Source organism: Pseudidiomarina marina (genome assembly GCF_003987045.1).
GTDB lineage: Bacteria > Pseudomonadota > Gammaproteobacteria > Enterobacterales > Alteromonadaceae > Pseudidiomarina > Pseudidiomarina marina.
This window is the reverse complement of sequence record NZ_PIPZ01000001.1, coordinates 964,780-988,802: the sequence shown is the minus strand read 5'-3', so window position 1 is coordinate 988,802 and position 24,023 is coordinate 964,780. Positions and strand designations below refer to the sequence as shown.

Sequence of the window (24,023 nt, the reverse complement as noted above, 5' to 3'; positions counted from 1 at the left end):
AGCCTGTGGTTGCGTCAATTGCAGTAAGTTTACCCGCAAGCGAAGAAATTGAAGCTGTCAGCCCATCCTGGTCGGCAAGCCAATTAGCACACATAAATAAATTACTTGCAGAAGTAAGTTACCTAGCCGGCTGGGAGGTATTGCGTTGGCAACTCTCTGAGAATGGAGAACAACTTTGGTTGCAATCGAGCTATGGCTCAAAACAGGATTTACTCTCCCAACTTCCAAATCAATCTCAGTGGCGTTGGCATCAAAACGGCAATACGACCTACATCGAACGCGCGTTGCCGCAATCGGAGCCAACGTTACAAAATGACAATGTTACTGAGTTGAATTTAGAGCGGTTGGGGTTTGTTATAGAACGCGATGATTCCATTGTCACAATCAAGCACTCGGCTCTCGATACCACGCAAAGAAATGTCTGGCCGGCACTCATCAACTGGTTAACGCACCATCCTGAATCGATGCAGATTGTTACGGCAAAAGCGGAAGCGATTGGTTTTTATTGGTCGCTTTCAATAGAAGTTGATCATAAAAAGCAAGGAGCGCAATGATGATATGGACACTTACTGTTGTTATTGGCATGGCTGAATTGCCGGATTCAAATCGTACTATTCAAAAACTTAGAACGAGTGAACTCGAAGAGCGCCTTGCGCAGACGGAAGCAAAACGATTGCAGTTGGAACTTCAAATTGCCAAGGCTAAACACGCAATAGAAGGATTAAAGCCACCGACCGATGAAACCTCGGAAATTGATCATGAACTCGCGACTTATCAGCTTGTTGGTATTGTTTCGATTGCAGATAGGACGCATGTTGTACTGCGAAAAGGAGATGAACTAATTCGGCTCCGAAACGGTGAGCAGGGCGCGATGGATCTTCGAGCTGAAGTGCAATCAGGAAAAGTACGAATTTCACGTTTTGGGCATTTCCGCGATTTACCGCTGACTGAACGGTGGTAGTCATGCAGATATTGAATGATGAAGCGTTAACACAAATGACAGTAAGCCAAGCTGGTTTGGACTTGTGCGTTACCTTTAGCGATCGATACATGCAAGACGACGTGGCTGTCTTGATTAGTGCAGAAGGAATGCTGATTGCAAGTTTACCGGCCTGGCAACATCATTTTATAGCGCTGTTGAATATCGTTGCTCAAACAACACTCAATGGATTTGTTATTACACAATGGTGTCTGGCCAATGCTCGCTCGATTCGAAACTTGCTTCATGACACGACAGCTCAGGATTTGCAGTCGACTAGCCGAGAATTAATTGAACTTGATCACACTCGTGCTCAGCAGGCGCTAGAAGATCTTGTGCAGCAGGCTCTCGTATTACAGGCATCCGATATTCATTTACTTTTTTCACCGTCCCATGCCGCATTGCAGTTTCGAGTACACGGTCGCTTGGTAGGTAAAGTAGAGCGTAATCGAGAGTCTATGGCGGGTGCGATAGCTGCAGCGTTGAACACGCGTTCGGAAGACTTTCATGAACTATTTGATGAGCAGCGTTTATCTAGTGCAAGTATTTCAATGTCGCTTTTACATAGCGAGTGTATTCAGCGCATCCGATTGCGAGTACAAAAGTCACCAACTCGTAACGGTTTCGCGGTGACTATGCGGTTGCAGCAAGAGCAAAGTAAGATATTGAGGTTGCATGAGCTTGGTTTGAAAACCGAGGTTATTAGCAAGATAAAAAAAATTCTGACAGAACCCTCCGGATTGCTAATTGTAGCGGGACCCACTGGGCAAGGTAAGACAACTACCTTGGCTGCATTGAATGCTGAAATACCATCAACAGCCAAGGTGATTTCGTTAGAGGATCCCATCGAGATTATCCAACCGAATATTGAACAGAAGCCTGTCATTGCGGAACACCATGAATTGAACTTTGCCAATATGGTAAAGGTGGCGCTACGAGAAGATCCCGATGTTATCTCGATTAGCGAAATCCGAGATGAAGCCACTGCCAAAGCGGCTTTTACCGCAGCCTTAACAGGTCACTTGGTAACGGCAACGGTACATGCACACGATACTTTTGGCGTATTGAGTAGACTGCTCGATTTAGGTTTAACCGCCGAATCATTGGCTCAATTCGGTGTAATTCGAGGTATTTTGGCACAGCGACTGGTTTCTAAGATGTGCTTAGATTGCGAGGGCACTGATCGAGGATGTCCGCGCTGTCATGGCTCGGGAGTGGTAGGGCGACAGCTTGTCTGTGAGTTTTTGCTGGTTAATGAAAAAATTCGCCAGGCGTTGCAATCAAAACAATTTGAATGTTGCCGACGAGAACTAATTGAGCAAGGTTGGTTGTCGCTTGATGAACAATTATCGAGAGATTTCTCATGCGCCTAAGCCGACAGCGACAGCTGGCGTTTCTTGAGGATTTTGCCCTAGCGCTTGGCGATGGACTCAGCCCGTTGCAGTGTTGTCAGGATTTACTCGTAAACGCAAGACGATTGCACCTGCGTCAAGAAGAGTTAATTGCTTCACATTTAATTCGTCAGCTAAGTCACGGACGAGCCCTTGGGCCTTCATTACAGCAATGGTTTGCAGAAGATCTCGTGATGCTCGTTGCAGTTGGAGAGCATAGCGGAATTTTAGAGAAATTATTGCAACAACATCGACGTTTTGAAGTCGAGCGGCAAATAGCATGGCGTGAATTTTGGAAGCCATTACTTTATCCAATAGCGATGATGGCATTAGCTTTTATTGCCAGCCTCTTTATCGGTCGCGGCGTGATGCCCAAACTGGCTAAATCGATACCGGAATCCGAATGGCCGGAGTTAAGTTATTGGCTATTAATCCTGACTCACAGTGTGTGGTTACCATTATTAATTCTTTTGGTGATTATGGTGTTTGTTCTGGTTTGGGGGCCGCCAGGTGTGATCAATTTTAATTGGCGCTGGAGTCGTTGGTTAGCTGACTATGGAGCTTTTATGATTCAGCGCTATTTTCATGCTGTGCTCTTACTGCAGACCGTCACAGTCCTCCTTCAATCAGGCACTAATCTTGATAGGTCTTTAGCCGCTATGCAACGCTATGGCAGCAATGAATTAGGTAGTCATTTCAGTTTTATGCGACAACGATTAGCCGAAGGCGAACGCCGATTAGAGCAAATATTTGCCAGTGGATTGCTATCTTCGCGCATGTTATTTCGGTTGGGGAATGGTAGTCGTAATGCTACAGAACACGGGACTTTGCTGCGCGTAGCTGGTTATGCTTCGCAGGATGCACTGCAAGCGTTAGCACGGTTACGGACAGCCTTACAGACATTTTGCTATGGCCTTATTTTCGCGTTATTAGTCATCGTACTTGGAGGGATGGGAAGTATGTTGATGGCAATCACGCAACAAAGCATCGTTTAACTTATCGATGAATAGGTAAGTTAGTCGGTAATACTTAATCAATATGACAACAATGGAGTGTTAATTATGCGATCTCAACAGGGATTTACCTTTATTGAAATACTTACTGTTCTTTCAATTATTGCACTGGCTACAATTGGCTCATTAGCCTTACGTGACTGGGCAGTGGGGAATTCACGGGTTAGCGAGGCAAAAAGCCAAATTGTCACGATTCAATCGGGAGCGCAGTTATGGCGTCCGCGCACCGGTGACCTTACCGGCATTAGTATGACGGCTATGTCGAGTATTGCCGCCGTTCCTGAAACTTGGGGGGCTGGCACGAGCATTAATCCTTGGGGTGGTGATATTGCTATAGCCGTAGATGGTACCGATACTTCCGTCTATGTCATCACTGTGACTGGTATTGAGCAAGCGGCCGAGGGTGCACGTTTGGCCTATGATTTTACCGATTATGCAATCTCCAGTAACTTTTCTGGCGACACTTTAACCCTTCGTTTTCAGGGGTGATGAGTCATGTATAAGGCTTATCGGAGAGGGTTTGTTCTCTTAGAGTCGACATTTGGTATTGCAATGTTAGGGGTCGTTATAGCGAGTATTGCACTCGCTATACCTCGTATCAGCTCTGCGCTTGAGTCAGTTGAGAATGAAAATATTTCGGCTCAACAGATGGCAAAACAGCGTTTAGATTCTCAACTTTTTGCATATTTAAAGTTCGCAAACACTATTTGATGTGTGCACGGAGGCATTATGAAGCGGCTAGGATTCGTTATGCTTGAGGTGATTACGGCGATCGTCATTGTTAGCTCATTGTTGCTGATGATCAATCAAGCATGGGTCTTCAAGTCGTCACAACAACAACGATATGACTGGATTGTTGATGCGGAACAGTTACGACTTGTAGCGACCGATTTTTGGGCGAAAAACGGTGCTCCACCCTCAACAATGGCTGATCTCTTCACTGAGCGAGAAATTGAACAATTTCGATTGCCATGGCTGCAACAGTGGCAGTTTGCTTACAATGCTGAGTGGCTTGAATTAAGTGTTGTTGCGCCGTCTTCAGCTCAAGCTGGGTGGTTGGCTCAGCAAATTGCAGGGGCTTTTTCACGGGAGAATGAGTTCGTAATGCCCGTTTGGCAACCTCACGCACAGAGTGCGACCAGTGAAATCTATCTTCATCGAGTGGAACAATCTGAGAAACCTTATTTAAATGCAATGGCAACGGAGTTGGATATGGGGCTGTTTGATATAATCAACGTCAATAACCTCGATATGCAGCGCTTGACGGCAGATAATGTGAGAACAGATGAATTAGAGGCAACATCACTCAAAACAACGGAATTGTTTGTAACAACCTTGTATGCGCACGATGTCATTACGCCAACTACTAGCTTGCAGGAAGTTACTGACCGGCTCGCTGAATATGTTGAGTTATGGAAAGAATGTCAGTTGCAAGGAAAATGCAGTTAGTGCCTGCGACAACCACTCGCTATGAGTGCGGCACTGCGTTAGTTGAAACGCTTTTGATCTTGCCATTAATTACGTGGCTGATCCTCGCAAGTATTCAGTTGCTTTGGTTATTTTGGGCACAGCACACGTTGTACAATACAAGTCATTATGTTTTGCGTGCTGGCCAGTTACAGCACGGCGATAACACCAAAATGACTAATGTGTTGGCTTCCGGTATGGCTAGCACCCACCTGCAATGGCACACTGAAAATTCTAAACCTAACGACGATGAGTTGCGTGAGCACGCGTGGGTAGCGACTTTAAAGTCGATGATACACGCGAGACTTGCTGCAAAGATTGATGTTCATAGCCCGAATTCGGCAGCTATTAAAACGTTTTTGAAACCTCGATATGATTTGCGGCTTCAACAGTGGGTAAACGAATTGGCCATTGATCACGCAGCTGAAAGAATGAATCAGAGTGACGATAAGCAGGCTTGGCTAGCTGCACGTCAACTCGAAATTGAGATTTGGTGGTGTTTCCCGCTTGAAGTACCGTTTGTTGCAGGCGCATTACTAAGTTGGCGGCAGTTATTCGGAAGTGAATCTCATCGGTTTTGCCGACTCCGTGAGAGCATTATTGGAAAACCGCTTTGGCCGCTTATAACGCGGCGCAAAGGGCCAATGCTATCCGGATTTAGAGTTTCAGATTGACTTTATTTGAGCGGCGCATGCCAAGTATCACAGGCCTGCAAGGTGTTCTGCATCAGCGTTGCTACGGTCATCGGACCGACGCCGCCTGGTACTGGCGTAATGTAAGAGGCGCGCTGTTCAGCTGCGGCAAATTCAATGTCACCAACTAACTGGCCAGAAGGCAAACGGTTAATACCCACATCAATCACTACGGCGCCCGGTTTTACCCACTCGCCCGGAATGAAGTTTGGCTTGCCAACAGCAACGACAAGAACATCAGCACGTTGCACGTGCTCTTTTAAGTCATTGGTGAAGCGATGACAAACGGTGGTGGTGGCACCAGCTAGCAACAACTCTAGGCTCATTGGGCGGCCAACAATGTTAGACGCGCCAACTACCACGGCGTTTTTGCCATGTAAGTCTAAGCCAATGGAATCGAGTAGGGTGATCACACCGCGCGGGGTGCATGGGCGTAATGCCGGATTACGTTGGGCTAAACGGCCCATGTTGAACGGGTGAAAACCGTCAACGTCTTTGAATGGGTTAATGCGCTCGAGAATGGCTTGTGCATCTAAACCTTTTGGTAATGGCAACTGCACCAAAATACCGTCCACTTCAGCATCGATATTGAGTTGATCAATTAGCGCTTCCAGTTCTGCTTGTGTGGTTGTGGCTGGCAAATCGAATGCTTTAGAAACAATGCCTACTTCTTTGCAGGCGTTGCGTTTACTACCAACATAAACGGCAGAGGCTGGGTCTTCACCCACCATGACAACGGCAAGGCCGGGTGCTCGCGCTCCCGCAGCAAGACGTTTGGCAACGCCTCGTTTTACTTCATCACGAACTTGTTGAGCTACTTGTTTACCATCAATACGTTGCGCAGTCATTGCTGTGAACACCTTATTCGGTTGAATGCTGATATGTCGAGTTCATGGGCTGCTATTTTCGCATGTTTTTTGCTAAGGTTGTAGCGTCGATTGAGCGGGTACTGAAATGCGAAATGAATAAATTTCAGTCAGCCTGTTGGTATTTTCAGCAGTCAGACATTTTGGGCAAAAAAATGTTTGACGCGTTACGGCCCAACAGGTAATATTCGCCCCCGTTGTCAGGCCGCGTCCTGCACGGGATTTTAAAGACTTACAAGAAGTATGTCGGCGAGTAGCGCAGCTTGGTAGCGCACTTGTTTTGGGTACAAGGGGTCGCTGGTTCGAATCCAGTCTCGCCGACCATTTCTTCAAGTACGAATTGCGCCCGTAGCTCAGCTGGATAGAGCAACGGCCTTCTAAGCCGTCGGTCGCAGGTTCGAATCCTGCCGGGTGCGCCATTAAAGCCCTGGCACAATGTATGAAGTGGTGGCTGTAGCTCAGTTGGTAGAGCCCCGGATTGTGATTCCGGTTGTCGTGGGTTCAAGTCCCATCAGCCACCCCATTTCTCTGCTTCTCAGCAACATCTCAAAATTCTGAAGTCGGCGAGTAGCGCAGCTTGGTAGCGCACTTGTTTTGGGTACAAGGGGTCGCTGGTTCGAATCCAGTCTCGCCGACCATTCTTTCGATTCCTCTTTACTTTGCATAGATTTTTCTCGATAGTTGCGTATAATTTGGGCATCTGTTTAAAATTTGCTACAAGCTATAACAACTATAAGAGCTTATTTCATGCTAGAGAACATGCCAAAACAGCATGCTAACCATGCATCTTCAACAGAGGAAGGGTTTGGCTTGATGATTTCGGTCATCAGCATGCAACTCATCAATTCCACCCCTGATCAAAGTCAAACTCATATTGAGCATGCTCTGGCGTTATTGGGCCGTGGCGGTAGCAAAGACCGTTGTTATGTATTTGAATTCTCCGCTGACCATACCAGCATGTCGAATACATACGAGTGGACGAACGACGGTATTCAGGCGCATAAACCTGATTTACAAAATATTCCCGCTGAAACCATGCCGTATTTTTTTGAGCGAATGCTAAAAGACGGTCAAATTTTGGTTGACGACGCCAAGCTACTGTCGACAGAAGCTGGTGGTTTTCGTGATGAGTTAGTGCGTGAAAATATTCGCTCGATGATGGCCGTTGGCATGTATATGGAAGGTAAGCTGGTTGGCTTTGTCGGTTGCGATTTGGTGAATCGCCAGACCCAATGGGTGGAAGGCGATATACGACAGATGCGTCTGGTCGCCGACATGATCGCCAATACCATTGCCCGTCACAAAACCGAAGAGCAGTTACGTGCGACTGAAGCTCAGTTGCTCGAAGCGAACGCAAAACTGGCTCAATTGGCGCGCCAAGATAGTTTAACTGGTCTCGTCAATCGACGTGGTTTGGATGAGTGCCTTGAGCACGAGTTGCGGCGCGCTATTCGTGCAAAACATCCGTTGACATTATTGATGGTGGACGTTGACTTCTTTAAGCGCCTCAACGATGAGCATGGTCACCTGCATGGCGACGAAGTATTAAAAGCTGTGGCTGATATTTTGCAAAGTCATTTTAAACGCACGGGTGAATACGTTGCGCGTTTTGGTGGTGACGAATTTATGGTGGTTTGTCCACAATCTGAACCCGATGAATTAATTACTCAAGCGAAAAAAGTTCTCGCTCGCGTGCGCTTGCTGGAAACTCGTTTGGGTAGCCCTGTTACCGTGAGTATTGGTGTTCATTCGGATGTTCCGAAAGCCACCACGACCACGGACGACTTAATGCGAGAGGTTGATGTTGCGGTGTATTTTGCCAAGCAATGTGGCCGTAATCGCATCGAGGTAAATCCAAAAGCGCAGAGTCAATTAGCAACAAGCTAATACCGCGCTATCACCGCGCTAAGCGCAGAATCACAGCGCAATCGCCGCAAAAATGTCCGTTCCTACTCGACGTAGGCCCATGGCTTCGCTATAATGCGGCGTCATTTTGAAGGGCCCCGCTGGTAGTGGGCTCAGGCCAATAGTGAAGCCGAGGTAACAAAGCAATGCAGGTTTCTGTAGAGACAACCCAAGGATTAGAGCGTCGCGCCACGATCACCGTGCCAGCTGACGTTATCGAAAACGAAGTCAAGCGTCTGTTAAAAGACGAGTACCGTAACCGTCGTATCAACGGTTTCCGTAAAGGCAAAGTTCCACCAAATGTTTTGCAGAAGTTGTTTGGTAAAGAAGCGCGTGCGCGTGCTGCTTCAAACCTTATGCAGAGCAAATACTTCGAAGCGATGATGCAGGAAAAAATTAACCCAGTGGGTATGCCTGCCATTGAGCCAAAAGTAAACGAAGAAGGTAAAGATCTTCAATTCGTTGCTACTTTCGAAGTTTATCCAGAAGTTAAAGTTGCTGCTTTAGATAAATTAGCTGTTGAGAAACCAGACGTTGAAGTAACTGATAAAGACGTCGACAACATGTTAGAAACGTTACGTAAGCAGCACGCTAGCTGGAAAGAAATTAAGCGTAAGTCGAAAAAAGGTGAGCGTATCACGATCGACTTCACTGGCTCGGTAGATGGTGAAGAGTTCGAAGGTGGTAAAGCAACTGATTTCGCACTTGAGCTTGGCGAAGGCCGTATGATTCCTGGTTTTGAAGACCAAATTATTGGTATGAAAACTGGCGAAGAAAAAACCATTACGGTGACTTTCCCAGAAGATTACCACGCTGAAAACCTCAAAGGTAAAGAAGCGCAGTTCGTGATTGTGGCGAAGAAAGTTGAAGAACGCGACTTGCCAGAATTAACCGACGAATTCGTTGCTTTATTCGGTATTAAAGAAGGTGGCGTTGACGCATTGAAAGCTGAAGTTCGTAAGAATATGGAACGTGAGCTGAAAAATGCCGTGCAAAGCAAAGTGAAAGAGCAAGTTTTAAAAGGCTTGGTTGAGCACAACGACGTTGATTTGCCAAAAGCGATGGTTGACCAAGAAATTGATGTATTGCGTCGTCAAGCAATGCAACGTTTCGGTGGAAACCAAGCGCAATTGCCACAACTTCCAGCTGATTTGTTCGAAGAACAAGCAAAAGAGCGTGTGAAAGTTGGTTTGTTACTGGGTGAAGTGATTCGTGGTAACGAGTTGAAAGTTGACGATAAGAAAGTTGACGAGATCATCGAAAACAACGCATCTGCGTACGAAGATCCAACTGAAGTTATCGCTTACTACAAAGGTAACGAAGAAATGATGCAGCAAATTCGTAATGTTGCATTAGAAGAACAAGCAATTGAGTTCATTCTTTCTCAAGCAAAAGTTAAAGCAAAGAAAACCAGCTTTGACGAGTTGATGAACCCGAAAAAATAAAAGAGTTGCGAATACCGTCACAACAACGTTGACGGCATCGACTACAACTTGGTTTAATGGCTCGTATAAACTTATACGAGCCATTTTTATTTCAGGAGTCGTAAATTATGTCGGATATGGCGCTAGACCCAATGGCACAATTGGTGCCGATGGTAGTGGAACAGACAGCAAAAGGAGAGCGCTCGTACGATATCTACTCGCGCTTGTTGAAAGAGCGCGTAATTTTTTGTTGTGGTCAAGTTGAAGATCACATGGCCAACTTAATTGTGGCGCAATTGCTATTCTTAGAATCAGATAACCCAGATAAAGATATCTATTTGTATATCAACTCACCAGGTGGTGCTGTCACCGCGGGTATGGCGATTTACGATACCATGCGTTTCATTAAGCCTGACGTAAGTACCGTGTGTATGGGGCAGGCGGCGAGTATGGGGGCGTTCTTGTTGGCCGGCGGCGCCAAAGGTAAGCGTTTTTGTTTGCCCAACTCACGTGTGATGATTCACCAGCCACTGGGTGGCTTCCAAGGTCAGGCATCTGACTTCGAAATTCACGCGCGTCAGATTTTAGATATTAAAGATAAATTGAATCGTATGTTGGCCGAAAACACCGGCAAAGATTTAGAGCAAGTCGCAAAAGACACTGATCGTGATTACTTTATGTCTTCTGAAGAAGCAGTGAACTATGGTTTGGTAGATAAAGTATTAACGCAACGAGGCGGAGAATAGAATGACCGATAAAACTGAAGGTAATGGCGAAAAGCCGTTGTTTTGTACCTTCTGCGGAAAAAGTCAGCATGAGGTTCGCAAGCTAATTGCAGGGCCCTCGGTATTTATTTGTGATGAATGTGTCGACTTGTGTAACGATATTTTAGAAGAAGAAATTCAGAATATTGCGCCGCAAGAAGAGCAAAAGAAATTACCAACGCCACACGAAATCCGTGCGCATCTTGATGAATATGTCATTGGTCAAGAAATGGCGAAGAAAGTGTTGGCGGTTGCTGTATACAACCACTACAAACGCTTGGCAAATAACGAAACCAAGAGCAAAGACGACGAGTTGGTTGAGCTGGGTAAAAGTAATATTTTGCTGATTGGCCCAACCGGTAGTGGTAAGACTTATTTAGCAGAAACCCTGGCGCGGTTCTTGGATGTACCGTTCACGATGGCGGATGCCACAACATTAACCGAAGCGGGTTATGTGGGCGAAGACGTCGAAAATATCATCCAGAAGCTCCTGCAGAAGTGTGACTACGACGTTGAGAAAGCACAGCGTGGTATTGTTTACATTGACGAAATTGACAAAATTTCACGTAAATCGGATAACCCATCGATCACGCGTGACGTTTCAGGCGAGGGCGTTCAACAGGCTTTACTGAAGCTGATTGAAGGAACTGTCGCAGCGGTACCACCGCAAGGCGGGCGCAAGCACCCACAGCAAGAATTTTTGCAGGTAGATACCTCTAAGATTCTCTTTATTGCTGGTGGTGCGTTCGCTGGTCTCGACAAAGTCATTGAACAACGGATTAGCGTTGGCAGTGGTATTGGTTTTGGTGCTGAAGTGAAAAGCAAACAGCCTAAAGCGGAAGGCGTGACGTTAACGCAAGTTGAGCCAGAAGATTTGGTGAAATACGGTTTAATTCCAGAATTTATTGGCCGTTTACCAGTTCTCGCAACGTTGACCGAGTTGGATGAAGATGCTTTGGTGCAAATCTTGCGGGAACCGAAGAACGCACTCACCAAGCAATATGGCGCGTTGTTTAAGATGGAAGATGTTGAGCTGGAATTCCGCGACGATGCGTTGCGAGCTATTGCGCGCAAAGCAATGGCACGCAAAACAGGTGCTCGAGGGCTACGCTCAATTGTCGAAGCTGTGTTGCTGGATACCATGTATGACCTACCGACATTGGAAAATGTCAGCAAGGTTGTCATTGATGAATCTGTTATTAAAGGTGAGTCATCGCCGATTTTAATTTATGCGAATCAGCAAGATGAGAAGCACGCTTCAGGTGAATAACTTGCTTGTTTAGCATGAATTTTGTGCAAAAAGGGCCAATTAGGCCCTTTTTTTGTGCAAAACATTGAACTTTCGCTGGAGCGCCACATATTAAGAGGTAAGATAGAGTGACAATTGTCACGAACCGGTTACTTGGAGAAGTTTATGAGTGAAGAACGGATTGAGCGCTTAAGCATACCTGTGCTGCCCTTGCGCGACGTCGTCGTGTATCCGCATATGGTAATCCCTTTATTTGTCGGGCGTGAAAAGTCTATTCGTTGTTTAGAAGCAGCGATGGAACAGAACAAACAAATATTTTTGTCGGCACAAAAAGATGCGTCAGTTGATGAACCTGAGCAAGTCGATATTCATACGATTGGTACCGTCGCGACGATTTTGCAGTTATTAAAGTTGCCAGACGGTACCGTTAAAGTGTTGGTGGAAGGCAGCCAGCGCGCTGAGATAGAGCAGTTTGAACCTGAAGCCGATTTCTTCCGCGCGCAAGTGCATTATCTTGATTCGGAAGTCATGGACGAAAAAGAAGAAGAAGTGATGATTCGCTCGGCGATCAATCAGTTCGAAGGCTATGTGAAACTCAATAAGAAAATACCGCCAGAGGTTTTAACCAGCTTGTCGGGTATCGAAGAGGCCGATCGTTTGGCTGATACGATGGCTGCGCACATGCCGTTAAAACTCAATGATAAACAGAAAGTTCTCGAAATTACTGATGTGCGTGAGCGTCTCGAATTTTTGATGGCTCTGATGGAAGGCGAGATCGATCTGCTACAGGTTGAGAAACGCATTCGTTCGCGTGTTAAAAAGCAGATGGAAAAGAGTCAGCGCGAGTACTATTTGAATGAGCAAATGAAAGCCATTCAAAAAGAACTGGGCGAAATGGAAGATGGTCCTGACGAATTCGAAGCGCTGCAAAAGAAAATTGAAGACGCCAATATGCCTGAAGAGGCGGAAAAGAAAACTCGCGCCGAATTGCAGAAGTTGAAGATGATGTCACCGATGTCGGCTGAAGCTACGGTGGTGCGCGGCTATATCGATTGGATGGTTTCGGTGCCGTGGAAAAAACGCTCGCGTATCAAGAAGGATTTAGCGAACGCTGAGAAAATTCTTGATGCCGATCATTACGGTTTAGAGAAAGTAAAAGAACGTATTCTGGAATATTTGGCGGTTCAACAACGTACCAGTAAGGTTCGTGGCGCAATTTTGTGCTTAGTAGGGCCTCCGGGTGTCGGTAAAACCTCTTTGGGACAGTCGATTGCGAAGGCTACCGGGCGTAAATATATTCGCATGGCCTTAGGCGGCGTGCGTGATGAAGCGGAAATTCGCGGTCACCGTCGTACTTATATCGGTTCTATGCCGGGTAAGCTCATTCAAAAAATGGCGAAGGTTGGTGTTCGCAACCCGTTATTCTTGTTGGATGAAATCGACAAGATGGCCTCCGATATGCGTGGTGATCCAGCATCGGCTTTGCTAGAGGTGCTAGACCCTGAGCAAAACGTGAACTTCAACGATCATTATCTTGAGGTGGATTACGATTTGTCAGACGTGATGTTCGTGGCGACTTCGAACAGCATGAATATTCCAGGTCCACTACTAGACCGTATGGAAGTGATTCGTTTGTCGGGCTATACCGAGGATGAAAAGCTGAATATTGCCAAACGTCACTTGTTACCAAAACAAATTGAACGTAATGGATTGAAAAACAAAGAAATTAATGTCACCGATGATGCAATTATTGGCATTATACGTTATTACACTCGCGAAGCTGGCGTGCGTAATCTCGAGCGTGAAATTTCGCGTTTGTGTCGTAAGGCGGTGAAAAAGATTGTTCTGGATAAGCGTATCAAGCACGTTGAAATTACCGGCGATAATCTATCCGATTTCCTTGGTGTGCAGCGTTTTGACTACGGTAAAGCAGAGGAAAATAACCAAGTTGGTCAGGTGACTGGGTTGGCCTGGACTGAAGTTGGTGGTGATTTATTGACGATTGAAGCCACTAACGTTGCGGGCAAAGGCAAGATCACCTCAACAGGGTCATTAGGTGATGTGATGCAAGAGTCCATTCAAACGGCGCTTACGGTGGTGCGTAGCCGTGCGAATAAACTTGGCATTCCAGAAGACTTCCATGAAAAACGTGATATTCACGTGCATGTGCCGGAAGGGGCAACACCGAAAGATGGGCCCAGTGCCGGTATTGCGATGGTGACTGCATTAGTCAGTTCGTTAACGGGCATTCCAGTGCGTGCAGATGTCGCGATGACGGGGGAAATTACCCTGCGCGGCGAAGTATTAGCTATCGGTGGATTGAAAGAAAAACTGTTAGCCGCACATCGCGGTGGCATCAAACATGTTCTCATTCCGAAGGATAATGAGCGCGATTTGAAGGAAATTAGTGACGCTGTGAAGGGAGATTTGAAGATTCAGCCAGTGCAATGGATTGATGAAGTGTTGGCTGTTGCGCTCGAATCTGCGCCGAAAACCGGCGAAAAAACGGCTTAAAAACGTAAAAATGCGGTCTGGAAGGGTAAAATGTGCCTGTAGCCCGCATTCTTTCGTTAAAAAAATTGCTAAAAAGGGTTCTCAATCGGAAATCTTGTGGTAGCCTAGAGTCAAAGTGATTGGTCAGACTCAAACAAACAATGACTCTGGCATGCCACTTGAGTGATAGATTAATAAGGAAGATGTCTGCTAATCTGTCACTATCGCTTGAACAGTTAGTTTAAGCTTGTTATAACCTTCGCTGGCCCATTGAAAAACAGAACGCAATGGAACCATGCAAATCTGATAATAACAATCTAAGGGGATGATACTGTGAATAAGTCTCAGTTAGTTGATAAAATTGCAGACGGAGCAGAAATTTCTAAAGCTGCGGCTGGACGTGCTCTAGATTCTTTCATCGAAGCAGTAACTGACGCTTTGAAGAAAGGTGATCAAGTAGCATTAGTTGGTTTTGGTACTTTCAGTGTTCGTGAGCGTTCAGCACGTACTGGTCGTAACCCACAAACTGGCCAAACTATCCAAATCGCAGCTGCTAAAGTACCTTCTTTCAAAGCCGGTAAAGCACTGAAAGATTCAGTAAACTAATAAAAGCGGAGCGGTAGTTCAGCTGGTTAGAATACCGGCCTGTCACGCCGGGGGTCGCGGGTTCGAATCCCGTCCGTTCCGCCAGCACATGCTGAAAATAACCCGAAGCTTGTCTTCGGGTTATTTTTTTTCTGCAATAGCAGATATAATACCCGCCCAACAACGGGAATAATTGAGGTTTAGTGAGATATGTTGGACAGGATTCGTGAAGGGTCGCAAAGCTTTATAGTGAAAGCGATTCTAGTATTGATTGCCCTTACTTTTGCCTTAGCTGGAATTGGTGGTTACATCACTAATCAGCCAGAGCCATCGGTAGCCGTGGTTAACGGTGAGGAAATTACTCGGGTTGAATTTGATCGTGCTGTTGAAAATGAGCGCGCGCGTCAACAAGAACAGTTTGGTGATTTTTATGCCACACTGGCTGCTGACCCAGGCTTCAATCGGCAATTACGCCAACAAGTGTTGGATGATTTGATTAACCAGAAGCTTGTCGAAATATACTCGCGTGATGCGGGTTTACGTGTTTCTGATGAGCAGGTGAAAGCAGCGATTCGCGAAATCAGCGCTTTCCAAGTCGCTGGTCAATTTGATAATACAACCTATCAAATGACGCTGAGCGGTTTGGGCTACACACCAGATGGTTTCGCTGAGCTAATGCGTCGCGATTTAGCTCGCACGCAACTGCTTCAGGCGATGGTGGAGTCTGAATTTACGCTTCCGAGCGAAGCTGCAGCGGTGCAACGATTAGTAAACCAGAAGCGCAGCGGTGCCTATACGACGCTTGAGCTCGATAAATATATTGATGCTGTTGAAGTTGCGGACGCCGAACTTGAACAATGGTATCAAGAGAATCAACAGCGTTTTAATGTTGCTGAACAAGTCAAAGTTGAATTTGTTCAACTCGACGCTGATGTTGTTGCTGAGTCAGTTGAGATAGACGAGCGTGTCGTTCGCGAGTGGTACGACAATAATCAATCGCGTTATCAAACGGACGACCGTTATCGTTTCGCACACATCCTTATTGAAGGGGAAGGCGAAGCTGCAGAGAAAGAAGCTCAAGAAGTTTTAACGAAGTTAACTGAAGGTGCAGACTTTGCCGAACTTGCTGCTGAATATTCGGATGACATATTTACTGCTGAAGCCGGTGGTGATTTAGACTTTATTGAGGAAGGCACCATGGATCCGGCGTTTGATGAAGCAGCGTTTGCGCTCGAAAATGTTGGTGACATTACTGGCGTGGTGAGTACTTCATTTGGTTATCACATCATTAAGCTGACCGATATCGAAGAAGGTTCTTCAACCTCGTTCGAAGAAGTACGCGACGAGATTGTCGCTGAGATGCGAGATAGTCGTGTGAAACAAGCGTACTACGAGCTTCAACAGAAAGTGTCAGCACTTGCTTTTGATATTCCAGATACGTTGCAACCGGTTGCTGAAGAAACCGCGTTAACCGTTCGTCAGAGCGATTGGTTTAACCGTGATTCTGCGCCAACAGCATTAAATCATCCTGCGGTGATGGAACAGCTGTTTAATCGTGATTTTATTGATGAAGGCCTAAACAGTGACCTCATCGAAGTTAATGATAAGCAAGCAGTGGTTGCACGTGTTGTTGACTACAAACCAGCATCGACTAAATCGCTTGATGAGGTTCGTGCGCAGGTATTAGATAATGTACGTACCGAAAAAGCGCAAGCGGCAGCTCGTGAAGATGCCGAGGCCATGGCTACGCAGTTACGCAATGGCGAGTCACTTGATGTTGAATTAATTGCTTTAGAAGCTATCGATCGTCGTAACTCGGAAGTACCGCGTGCTGTGGTGCAGAGTTTGTTTGAGCAAGCCGTGCCGGCCGCCGATTCGGTGCAAGTGGCGGTAACTGAGTTAAACAGCGGTGCGTTGGCAGTTGTTCAACTAACTGATGTTATGGCCGGTGAAGTTGATGATGCGATGCAGGCACAAATGGCCGAGCAATTAACGAATAGTTTCACACAGCAAAGCTATGGTGCATTTATTGAAGCACTACGTGAAGAGGCTGATATCGAGATTCGCCTTGATGCACGCGGCAATACGACCGAATAATCGGAGATTGTCAGAGATAAAAACCCGGACTGAGTCCGGGTTTTTTTATGCACTTTTAAGATTGATTAGGATAAAGCGGAGCCAGAGTATTCTCTTTGGTCTTTAATGTCTTACGTTGCTTCTGTGCGGCTTTGACAGCTCTTATTAAAGCCTTACCTTCAAGCCATGTTGCACCGTTACCTGAAAAACGACAACGTTGTAGGTGATCTATCTGGCTGGATAGAGGTTGATGATTAAAGTAGTTTGCCAATTCGAATAGATCGTGCATTGGTAGCTTAAGTTTTTCCTGAGCCCACAGCCGAAGCGCTCGATCTGTTGCATTCGCATCGTTCTCGAGAGCAACCTTTTGTAAGTGATTCCAAGATGCCGAAGTGGTGTGATGTTTATTACTTACACTGACGGACTCGGCGGTGACGCTTGAACGACGGAACCACCACCATGCCCATAGGCTCAAAGTGGTAATCCAGAGCACCGCAAATACCACAGCTAAGTAGAAATAAATTGTATATTCCGACTTCGCTGATGATGAATTTTGCTGTGTTGGTTTATCGGTTACGACGTTTTCATCGCGAGTCGGTTCATTCACCACTGGTGTTGGGTCAACTTGCTGAGAACTGGGGCTTACTGTCAGTTTAATTGCTTCTGAAGAGGCGACTTGAGCTTCTCCAAGGCGCGTATTAAACCAATCCACCTCAACTTCCGGAATTGTAAATTCACCAGCTTGACGCGGAATAACAGCGATCGTTTGGCTGCGCTGGGCAATGACGCGACCATTGCGTGTTGTGCTAGCAAATTCTGGTGATTCTGGGTATACCGAAGCACCATCAATATTATCGAACGATAACGTCGGTAATTGCTCAGTACTGACGCCAATAGCGGTGATGCGATAGGTTAGGGTAATCGGTTGTCCTACTTCTATCGGCTGCTCTGAGTTCGCTCGTTCGACACTGACGCTAACGAGCTCAGAAGGAAGCCAGTGGCCACGCCAATCGGCTGGGCGCGGTAGAACTGTAATTGAAGTCGGTACAGCTACGGCACTAACTGGCTGAGTGGTTGCGATGGCTGAAAATACCGAGCGGCTTGAATCGCGTGTAATTTGTCCCTCAAACGCAGGGCCTTCTAAAGTCAGGTCACCTGAACGCTGTGGCGTGATTAAGTAGGTACGTTGAAATACTTGGTAGCGTTTCCCATTAATGATTTCGTAAGATTCCTCATCCTTGCCGAACTGGACCACTTCAGCATCTTTGAGGCTTGGGGCAATGAGATTACCGCTGTGCAAATTGGCGCTCAAGTACAACCGCGAAACCAATTTGAATTGCTGTTGTACATAAACACGTTTTGATTCTAACGATGTGCGAATAAAGGCTGGACGTTGCTCTAGTTCATCAACTGACGCTGCAGCATCTAAAATGGTTAATTCAATTGCATTGCTACGCGCGGCACCGATTTGAATGGGCGGGATTCTTACGATTCCAGGGCTTGATGGTGCTTGCAGGTTAACAATGAACGAGGTTGTGCGCGTCGTTTCTCCATTGATCACACTCGTTCTGCGTGACGACCGGACATTCAAAATACGAAAATCGCGCAGTTGTTGCTCTGCATCCCAAGCTGATTCGCTGACATCATCATTGATTGTAATCGTCAGAGTAAATGGCTCGCTTTGAATAATTGGATTCTTATCCACACTAGCAACGATCTCGGTTTCCTGCGCATCAACAGCTACAGAAAACCAGAACATCAGTGATAGCAATATTAATTTCAACGCTTTGTTTACCACGACTTTTCAACTCCTGGAGGCGGGCCCTGGCGACGTCGTTGCTGGGCTTCATACTGCATTTTATTACGTAATAACACAGCAGGATCATCGTCAATTCGATTTAACCACTGTTGCATTTGTTGCTGTAACTCTTCTTCTGATGGATCACCAAGCTGACTTTTTAGTGGTTGCTCTTCACCTGCACGTGCTTGCTGTTCGGTCTCTGTTTGTTCTTGTGCTTCAGCCTCTTGAGTTTGCTCATCAGATTCCTGTGGATTCTGCTGTGATTGTTGCGTTTCAGATTGATTTTGCTCGTCTTCTTGTTCGTTATTTTGCTCTGATTGCTGATCCGATTGCTGCTCCGATTGCTGCTCAGATTGCTGCGATTGCCCTTGCTGATTCTGTTGTCCTTGCTGGTTCTGCTGTTGTTGCTGTTGTTGCTTTTGTTCAGCAAGCTCCTCGGCTAAATCTAAATTTTGCTTCGCTTCAGACCAATCAGGTCGACGCTCCAAAGCCGCCGCATAGGCATTCTTTGCTTCATCGTAACGCTGCAGTTGCATCAAGCTATTGCCTTGATTGTAGAAGCCTTCAGCACTATCAAGTTGGGAGAAGTCAACCAGCGCTTGGTCATAATTCCCAGCCCGATAGTTGGCCGTACCTCGCTGCCAAGCATCGTCTGTGATGGTAGCAGCTCGTTCGTAGTTACCATCGTTTAAGGCTTGATCAGCTTGCTGATATGGGGTTTGCCACAGCTTTTCATGCCATGACAAAGGCTCTTGTTGTGCCGCATATACTGGTTGACCGAGTAAAAATACCAAGACAAATGGCGCAAGGCTTAGTACGCGACCGCGACGAGCTAATGGAAGTAGCAGTAGTAAAATAAGAGGAATCAACCATGGCCCTTGATCGGCCCATTGATCACCTGCTTGCAGGTTACTCTCATTACCTTCGCGAGTACTAGGCGCTTGCGACGTGAGATAAACGATATCTTGTTGATCGGTTCGAATTTGAATAAAGCGACCGTTGCTACGTTCAGCAAGCGATGGTAACCCGCCTACACTTAATTTGGGAATCACAACATTGTCATTACTATCGCGCAGTAAGCGACCATCGGGTAATTGAATAGGGGCGCCGTCTTCAGTGCCAACGGCGAGAATATTGAGCCGATGCGAGGTGCGATTGATGAAGTCGCCAATATCGATTTGATCACGACCATCAATACCGTCAGTAAGCCAGTAAATGTCACCTTCAGGGTAACCCGCTTCCTTTAGAAGTTGATCAGCTAATTCTAATGCGCGCACTGGATAACTGCCAGGAGTTGGCATGATATCTGGGCTCAGAGCTCGAATGAGGTTGGTTAAGTTGCCACCATCAGCAGTCAACGGACTGATGGTAAAAGCATCGCCTGCATAGGCAATGAGGCCGATATCGCCATCGATATGTTCAGTAACCAAATCCGTTGCCTTGAAGCGCATTTGACTCAGTCTGTTTGGCGATAAGTCGGTGCTATATACTGACAATGACATGTCCATAACCACAACTGAGCCCGCCTTCAGCTGATATACCGGTTGTGGTAATTTTTCCCAAGCAGGTCCAGCCAAAGCAACGGCGCCGAAACTTAGCGCCATACTCACGAGTAGTAACGGAAGACGAGTTCCTCGCTGTGCTTGCTGGCGTAGCAGTATGGCTTGTAGATGAGACGGGATGATCTTAGCCCACCCTTGTTTTTGCTGGGCATGGCGCCACGCCCACAAAGTAACAAGGATAATTGGCACCAAGGTCAGCAACCATAGTGGTCGGAGAAAATGGAAATCAGCCATGCTGCCTCCAAGTCCGCACGGTGGCATGGATAAATGCTAGGGCTAAAAACAGCCAAGCCAGTGCTAACGGCCAATGATAGAGTGCTGTTTGCGGTCGGCGTAGCTGGTTATCACCTTGTACCGGCTCGTAGGTATCAAGTTCAGTATAAATGCGTTCAAGTTCTTCTGTGCTACGAGCTCGAAAATATTCACCACCCGTTTCTTCGGCTAATTGTCTTAACATGTTTTCATCTAAATCGCGGCTTGGGTTAACCCGTCGCTGCCCGAAAAATCCATCAACGACAATTTCTTCTGCGCCCACGCCAATCGTATAAATTTTCACACCGTAGTATTTTGCAAGTTCGAGTGCTTGGGCAGGAGAGACGTTGCCGGCGGTATTTTGCCCATCGGTGACTAGAATTAAAATTTTATTGGTTTGCGGACGCTCAGCAAAACGTTTGGCCGTGAGTGCTATCGCATCACCGATTGCTGTACGCTCACCAATCAAACGTAAAACCGTTTCATCAAGCATCTTTTGTACGGTCGCTCGGTCAAAAGTCATGGGAGCTTGCACGTAGGCAGTATCCGCAAACAGTATCAATCCGAGGCGGTCGCCGACGCGACGTTCAATAAAATCATTCATGACATGCTTGAGCATTGTTAAGCGGTCAACTTGTTGTCCGTCAATGGCCATATCCGCAATTTCCATGCTGCCGGATAAATCAACGGCAATCATCATTTCACGAGCATCATTCTGGGCTGGGATCGGTTCACCAAGCCACTGCGGTCGCATTAATGCAATCACTAGAAGCGTCCACACTAAAACGCCAATGGCGTTTGCCCATCGACTATTACTTGGCTTAATTGTAGCCGATGCGACCGCTGGCAAATGAGTCATATTGAGTGGTTGCGTTGGCTGTGTGTGTGCACGTCGAAGCCATCGGTAAAGCAAGGGTACAGGCCAAACAAGCCCCGCCCAAAGCCAAGCGAAATCAATCATCGCCTTGCTCCTTCGTCTGCTTGGTGGAAAGCGGAAGTGCTTGTTTTAACCAGACCACTGCGAAGTCACGATATGGCTCAACCCATTGCTGTTGTGCCACGTGAGGTTGATAGCTCGCCTCACTTAATGACGCGAGCAATGGTTGGTATCGACGACGCTGACGCGAACTCAATTGCTCACTTAAAAAATCCCACCAGTTCAACGTATTATGGTGCGGTACATAGGCTAAAGTCGCCTGTTTTAATAGTAAGGTGATGGCACTGAGTGTTTCTGGTGGTTGTTGCCGTAGTTGACGCAACGCTAATCGACGGGGACGGCGTTTGCGATAGGCTCGTACACTCAAGACCATGGCGCTGATAACGGTAACCAAGGTTACTGCTGCAAGAATATACCAGCCAATGGCTAGCGGCCACCACGATGCCGCAGGGGCTGCCACAATGTCATTCATTTCAATAGGCTTGTCGAGTAATATCATAATAACTCTCCGGGCCATTGGTTTTCGAGCGCATCGGCCGAACTGATCATACGCAATGGACAACCAAGCTGTTGCCATTGCTTCACAACAGATTGTAAGCGTTGTTGTTGCGCATGTGCATAGGCGTGACGCTGATGTTTGTTAACCGGATCGACCACGACACTTAGTTCACCGTCGGTCATCGACAACGGTGTATGATCGGACACATTTGGCAACTGTAACTCAAGTGGGTCGATAATCGTAAACGGTACCAATTGGCAATGACGTTGCAGTGCCAAGCAATGACGCCATAGCGCTGGGTCGTCACTCAACCAATCACTGATTAAATAAATAATACTGCCGGGGCGCGCCAATTGTTGCATCCGCTCAAGCGCCTGCGGAAAGACATTTTGATGACGATGCTGCTGTTGCCAGCTGTCTACGGCCAGCTGTTGTTGTTCGACTAAGTGATGGATTACTTGCATGACGCCATGGTGGCGTGCTTGAGGCTTAATTTCTGCATGACCATATTGACTGGTCATGACCGCACCAATTCGATCGCCTCTTGCTACTGCGAGCCAGGCTAAAGACGCTGCTAAGTGACAAGCTTGCGCGGATTTAAACAAGAGCTGACTACCAAACTGCATACTGTCACTAAAATCAACAACTACAAACACTGGCCGCTCACGCTCTTCGCGAAACAATTTCGTATGCGGAGTGCCCGTGCGCGCGGTGACGCGCCAGTCTATAGCGCGGATATCATCACCTGCTTGATAGTGACGGAATTCATCAAACTCCATGCCACGACCTTTAAACTTGCTTAGTAATGCACCGCTAGCGCCGGGCGGCGGATGCAACCGCCGGAAACGCTGAAATGCGTTAACTTTACTGCGGTAATACATCAGTTCGTGACTATTGACGTGAACACCATCACTGCGCCATGTATTTAGCCATTGCGTGACAAGTTCAGGTGACATTAAGTGACGACGTGCGCTCATTTATGGTGCTGGAACTAACTGAATGATTTGCGCTAAAACTTGGTCAGCATCAATGCCATCGGCTTCTGCTTGGTAACTAAGAATAATTCGGTGACGCAATACTTTGGCATAAACTGCATGGATATCATCTGGGGTGACAAAGTTGCGTTGCTGTAACCAAGCACGAGCGCGCGCACAACGATCAAGAGCAATGGTTGCGCGTGGGCTGGCACCGTAATTTAACCAGCGCGCCAAGTCGCTGCTATAAAAGCTTGGCTCGCGTGTCGCGATGACCAATTGTACTAAATAGTTTTCAACCGCTTCATCCATGTAGATTCCAAGAACTTCTTTGCGTGCATTGAAGATATCTTGCTGTTTCAAAGGCTTCGGCATGTCCGCTTGGCCTTGTAACTCTTCACCGCGAGTCAGGCGTAAAATGTCGCGTTCAGTGTCGGCATTTGGATAACCCAAATTGAGATGCATTAAGAAGCGATCAAGTTGTGCTTCAGGAAGTGGGTAGGTACCTTCTTGCTCAAGCGGATTCTGGGTTGCCAACACCATAAATAGTTCTGGTAACGGATAGGTCTTTTGGCCGACCGTAATTTGGCGCTCGGCCATCGCTTCTAATAATGCAGACTGTACTTTCGCTGGCGCACGGTTTATCTCGTCTGCCAAAATAATGTTGTGAAACAGAGGCCCCTGTTGAAACACAAACTCGCCAGTTTCAGGTCGATAAATATCGGTACCGGTTAAATCGGCGGGCAGCAAGTCTGGGGTAAATTGCACGCGATGAAAACTGCCTTCAACCCCTTTTGCCAAGGCATTGACGGCTCGGGTTTTCGCAAGCCCTGGTGGTCCTTCTACCAACAAATGGCCATCGGCTAGTATGGCAACTAGCAGGCTTTCAGTGAAATCAGGTTGCCCTAATACTTGACTGTCGAGGTAGTTGCGTAATGCTTGAAACTGTTCAGCTGCCATCAGATTCCTCTGCTTTGTGTATATTACTTCTATACTATCGCTATACTCTATGTTCGCACTTTACCGAAAACAACGGTTTAATTCTCGCCAAAGACCCGTTAAAATTTGTAACTATCTATGAGGTCAGACCAGAT

The 24,023-nt window shown here is 46.7% G+C and carries 21 protein-coding genes and 5 tRNA genes; 19 read left to right on the top strand and 7 right to left on the bottom strand.

The window, feature by feature from the left end; all coding sequences use genetic code 11:
- Positions 1 to 5 precede the first annotated feature (5 nt).
- The 7 genes from CWI76_RS04855 to CWI76_RS04825 all read left to right on the top strand — a co-directional run bounded on the left by CWI76_RS04855 (position 6) and on the right by CWI76_RS04825 (position 5,524).
- Entirely contained in the window at positions 6 to 554 is a 549-nt protein-coding gene (locus CWI76_RS04855) for a hypothetical protein (RefSeq protein ID WP_126759199.1), read from the top strand.
- Positions 551 to 961, top strand: coding sequence for a hypothetical protein (locus CWI76_RS04850; RefSeq protein ID WP_126759198.1), 411 nt, complete (start codon positions 551 to 553; stop codon positions 959 to 961). Before CWI76_RS04855 ends, CWI76_RS04850 begins: the two co-directional genes overlap by 4 nt.
- A gap of 2 nt (positions 962 to 963) precedes the next feature.
- Complete coding sequence (locus tag CWI76_RS04845; protein WP_126759197.1) at positions 964 to 2,352, top strand: GspE/PulE family protein; 1,389 nt, start codon at positions 964 to 966, stop codon at positions 2,350 to 2,352.
- On the top strand, positions 2,343 to 3,365 hold the full coding sequence (locus CWI76_RS04840) for a type II secretion system F family protein (RefSeq protein ID WP_126759196.1): 1,023 nt from the start codon (positions 2,343 to 2,345) through the stop codon (positions 3,363 to 3,365). Before CWI76_RS04845 ends, CWI76_RS04840 begins: the two co-directional genes overlap by 10 nt.
- 66 nt (positions 3,366 to 3,431) lie before the next feature.
- On the top strand, positions 3,432 to 3,872 hold the full coding sequence (locus tag CWI76_RS04835; protein WP_126759195.1) for a type II secretion system protein: 441 nt from the start codon (positions 3,432 to 3,434) through the stop codon (positions 3,870 to 3,872).
- A 240-nt stretch (positions 3,873 to 4,112) separates the two neighbouring features.
- Entirely contained in the window at positions 4,113 to 4,832 is a 720-nt protein-coding gene (locus CWI76_RS04830; RefSeq protein WP_126759194.1) for a type II secretion system protein, read from the top strand.
- Positions 4,805 to 5,524: a TadE/TadG family type IV pilus assembly protein gene (locus CWI76_RS04825; RefSeq protein ID WP_157980805.1), complete on the top strand. Its 720-nt coding sequence runs from the start codon at positions 4,805 to 4,807 to the stop codon at positions 5,522 to 5,524. Before CWI76_RS04830 ends, CWI76_RS04825 begins: the two co-directional genes overlap by 28 nt.
- 2 nt (positions 5,525 to 5,526) lie before the next feature.
- Here CWI76_RS04825 and folD read toward each other — a convergent pair whose 3' ends face one another.
- A complete protein-coding gene (folD, locus tag CWI76_RS04820) occupies positions 5,527 to 6,390 on the bottom strand; it encodes a bifunctional methylenetetrahydrofolate dehydrogenase/methenyltetrahydrofolate cyclohydrolase FolD (protein WP_126759192.1) in 864 nt (287 codons plus the stop codon).
- A 265-nt stretch (positions 6,391 to 6,655) separates the two neighbouring features.
- On the opposite strand from folD, the gene CWI76_RS04815 reads away from it, so the two are divergent.
- From CWI76_RS04815 to ppiD, 12 genes are all read left to right on the top strand, one after another.
- Positions 6,656 to 6,732 (top strand) — tRNA-Pro (locus tag CWI76_RS04815).
- A gap of 18 nt (positions 6,733 to 6,750) precedes the next feature.
- Positions 6,751 to 6,827, top strand: a tRNA-Arg gene (locus CWI76_RS04810).
- 28 nt (positions 6,828 to 6,855) lie between these two features.
- Positions 6,856 to 6,931: transfer RNA gene (locus CWI76_RS04805), tRNA-His, on the top strand.
- Between the two features lie 38 nt (positions 6,932 to 6,969).
- Positions 6,970 to 7,046 (top strand) — tRNA-Pro (locus CWI76_RS04800).
- Positions 7,047 to 7,155: 109 nt separating this feature from the next.
- Entirely contained in the window at positions 7,156 to 8,295 is a 1,140-nt protein-coding gene (locus CWI76_RS04795) for a GGDEF domain-containing protein (RefSeq protein WP_126759191.1), read from the top strand.
- A gap of 164 nt (positions 8,296 to 8,459) precedes the next feature.
- Positions 8,460 to 9,758 (top strand): trigger factor, encoded by a 1,299-nt coding sequence (tig, locus tag CWI76_RS04790; RefSeq protein ID WP_126759190.1) that lies wholly within the window; start codon positions 8,460 to 8,462, stop codon positions 9,756 to 9,758.
- 107 nt (positions 9,759 to 9,865) lie between these two features.
- A complete protein-coding gene (gene clpP / locus CWI76_RS04785) occupies positions 9,866 to 10,483 on the top strand; it encodes an ATP-dependent Clp endopeptidase proteolytic subunit ClpP (protein ID WP_126759189.1) in 618 nt (205 codons plus the stop codon).
- Position 10,484: 1 nt separating this feature from the next.
- The gene (gene clpX, locus CWI76_RS04780) at positions 10,485 to 11,771 is read left to right on the top strand and encodes an ATP-dependent protease ATP-binding subunit ClpX (RefSeq protein WP_126759188.1); all 1,287 of its coding nucleotides are present in this window, start codon (positions 10,485 to 10,487) and stop codon (positions 11,769 to 11,771) included.
- A 144-nt stretch (positions 11,772 to 11,915) separates the two neighbouring features.
- Positions 11,916 to 14,264 carry an endopeptidase La gene (gene lon / locus CWI76_RS04775; RefSeq protein ID WP_126759187.1) on the top strand — a complete coding sequence of 783 codons (2,349 nt, stop codon included), beginning with the start codon at positions 11,916 to 11,918 and terminating at the stop codon, positions 14,262 to 14,264.
- A gap of 312 nt (positions 14,265 to 14,576) precedes the next feature.
- A complete protein-coding gene (gene hupB / locus CWI76_RS04770; protein WP_055438316.1) occupies positions 14,577 to 14,849 on the top strand; it encodes a nucleoid-associated protein HU-beta in 273 nt (90 codons plus the stop codon).
- Positions 14,850 to 14,856: 7 nt separating this feature from the next.
- Positions 14,857 to 14,933 (top strand) — tRNA-Asp (locus CWI76_RS04765).
- 105 nt (positions 14,934 to 15,038) lie between these two features.
- Positions 15,039 to 16,925, top strand: coding sequence for a peptidylprolyl isomerase (gene ppiD / locus CWI76_RS04760; protein WP_126759186.1), 1,887 nt, complete (start codon positions 15,039 to 15,041; stop codon positions 16,923 to 16,925).
- A 55-nt stretch (positions 16,926 to 16,980) separates the two neighbouring features.
- On the opposite strand, the gene CWI76_RS04755 is transcribed toward ppiD, so the two are convergent.
- The 6 genes from CWI76_RS04755 to CWI76_RS04730 are packed head-to-tail and all read right to left on the bottom strand — an operon-like array spanning position 16,981 to position 23,889.
- Entirely contained in the window at positions 16,981 to 18,702 is a 1,722-nt protein-coding gene (locus CWI76_RS04755; protein WP_126759185.1) for a BatD family protein, read from the bottom strand.
- Positions 18,696 to 20,501, bottom strand: a complete 1,806-nt coding sequence (locus tag CWI76_RS04750) for a VWA domain-containing protein (protein ID WP_198678554.1) — start codon at positions 20,499 to 20,501, stop codon at positions 18,696 to 18,698. Before CWI76_RS04750 ends, CWI76_RS04755 begins: the two co-directional genes overlap by 7 nt.
- Positions 20,494 to 21,480: a vWA domain-containing protein gene (locus CWI76_RS04745; protein ID WP_126759183.1), complete on the bottom strand. Its 987-nt coding sequence runs from the start codon at positions 21,478 to 21,480 to the stop codon at positions 20,494 to 20,496. Before CWI76_RS04745 ends, CWI76_RS04750 begins: the two co-directional genes overlap by 8 nt.
- On the bottom strand, positions 21,473 to 21,955 hold the full coding sequence (locus CWI76_RS04740; protein ID WP_157980804.1) for a DUF4381 domain-containing protein: 483 nt from the start codon (positions 21,953 to 21,955) through the stop codon (positions 21,473 to 21,475). The genes CWI76_RS04745 and CWI76_RS04740 overlap by 8 nt, the downstream gene beginning before the upstream one ends.
- Positions 21,952 to 22,932 (bottom strand): DUF58 domain-containing protein, encoded by a 981-nt coding sequence (locus tag CWI76_RS04735; protein WP_126759181.1) that lies wholly within the window; start codon positions 22,930 to 22,932, stop codon positions 21,952 to 21,954. Before CWI76_RS04735 ends, CWI76_RS04740 begins: the two co-directional genes overlap by 4 nt.
- Positions 22,933 to 23,889 (bottom strand): AAA family ATPase, encoded by a 957-nt coding sequence (locus CWI76_RS04730; RefSeq protein ID WP_126759180.1) that lies wholly within the window; start codon positions 23,887 to 23,889, stop codon positions 22,933 to 22,935.
- Between the last annotated feature and the right edge of the window lie 134 nt (positions 23,890 to 24,023).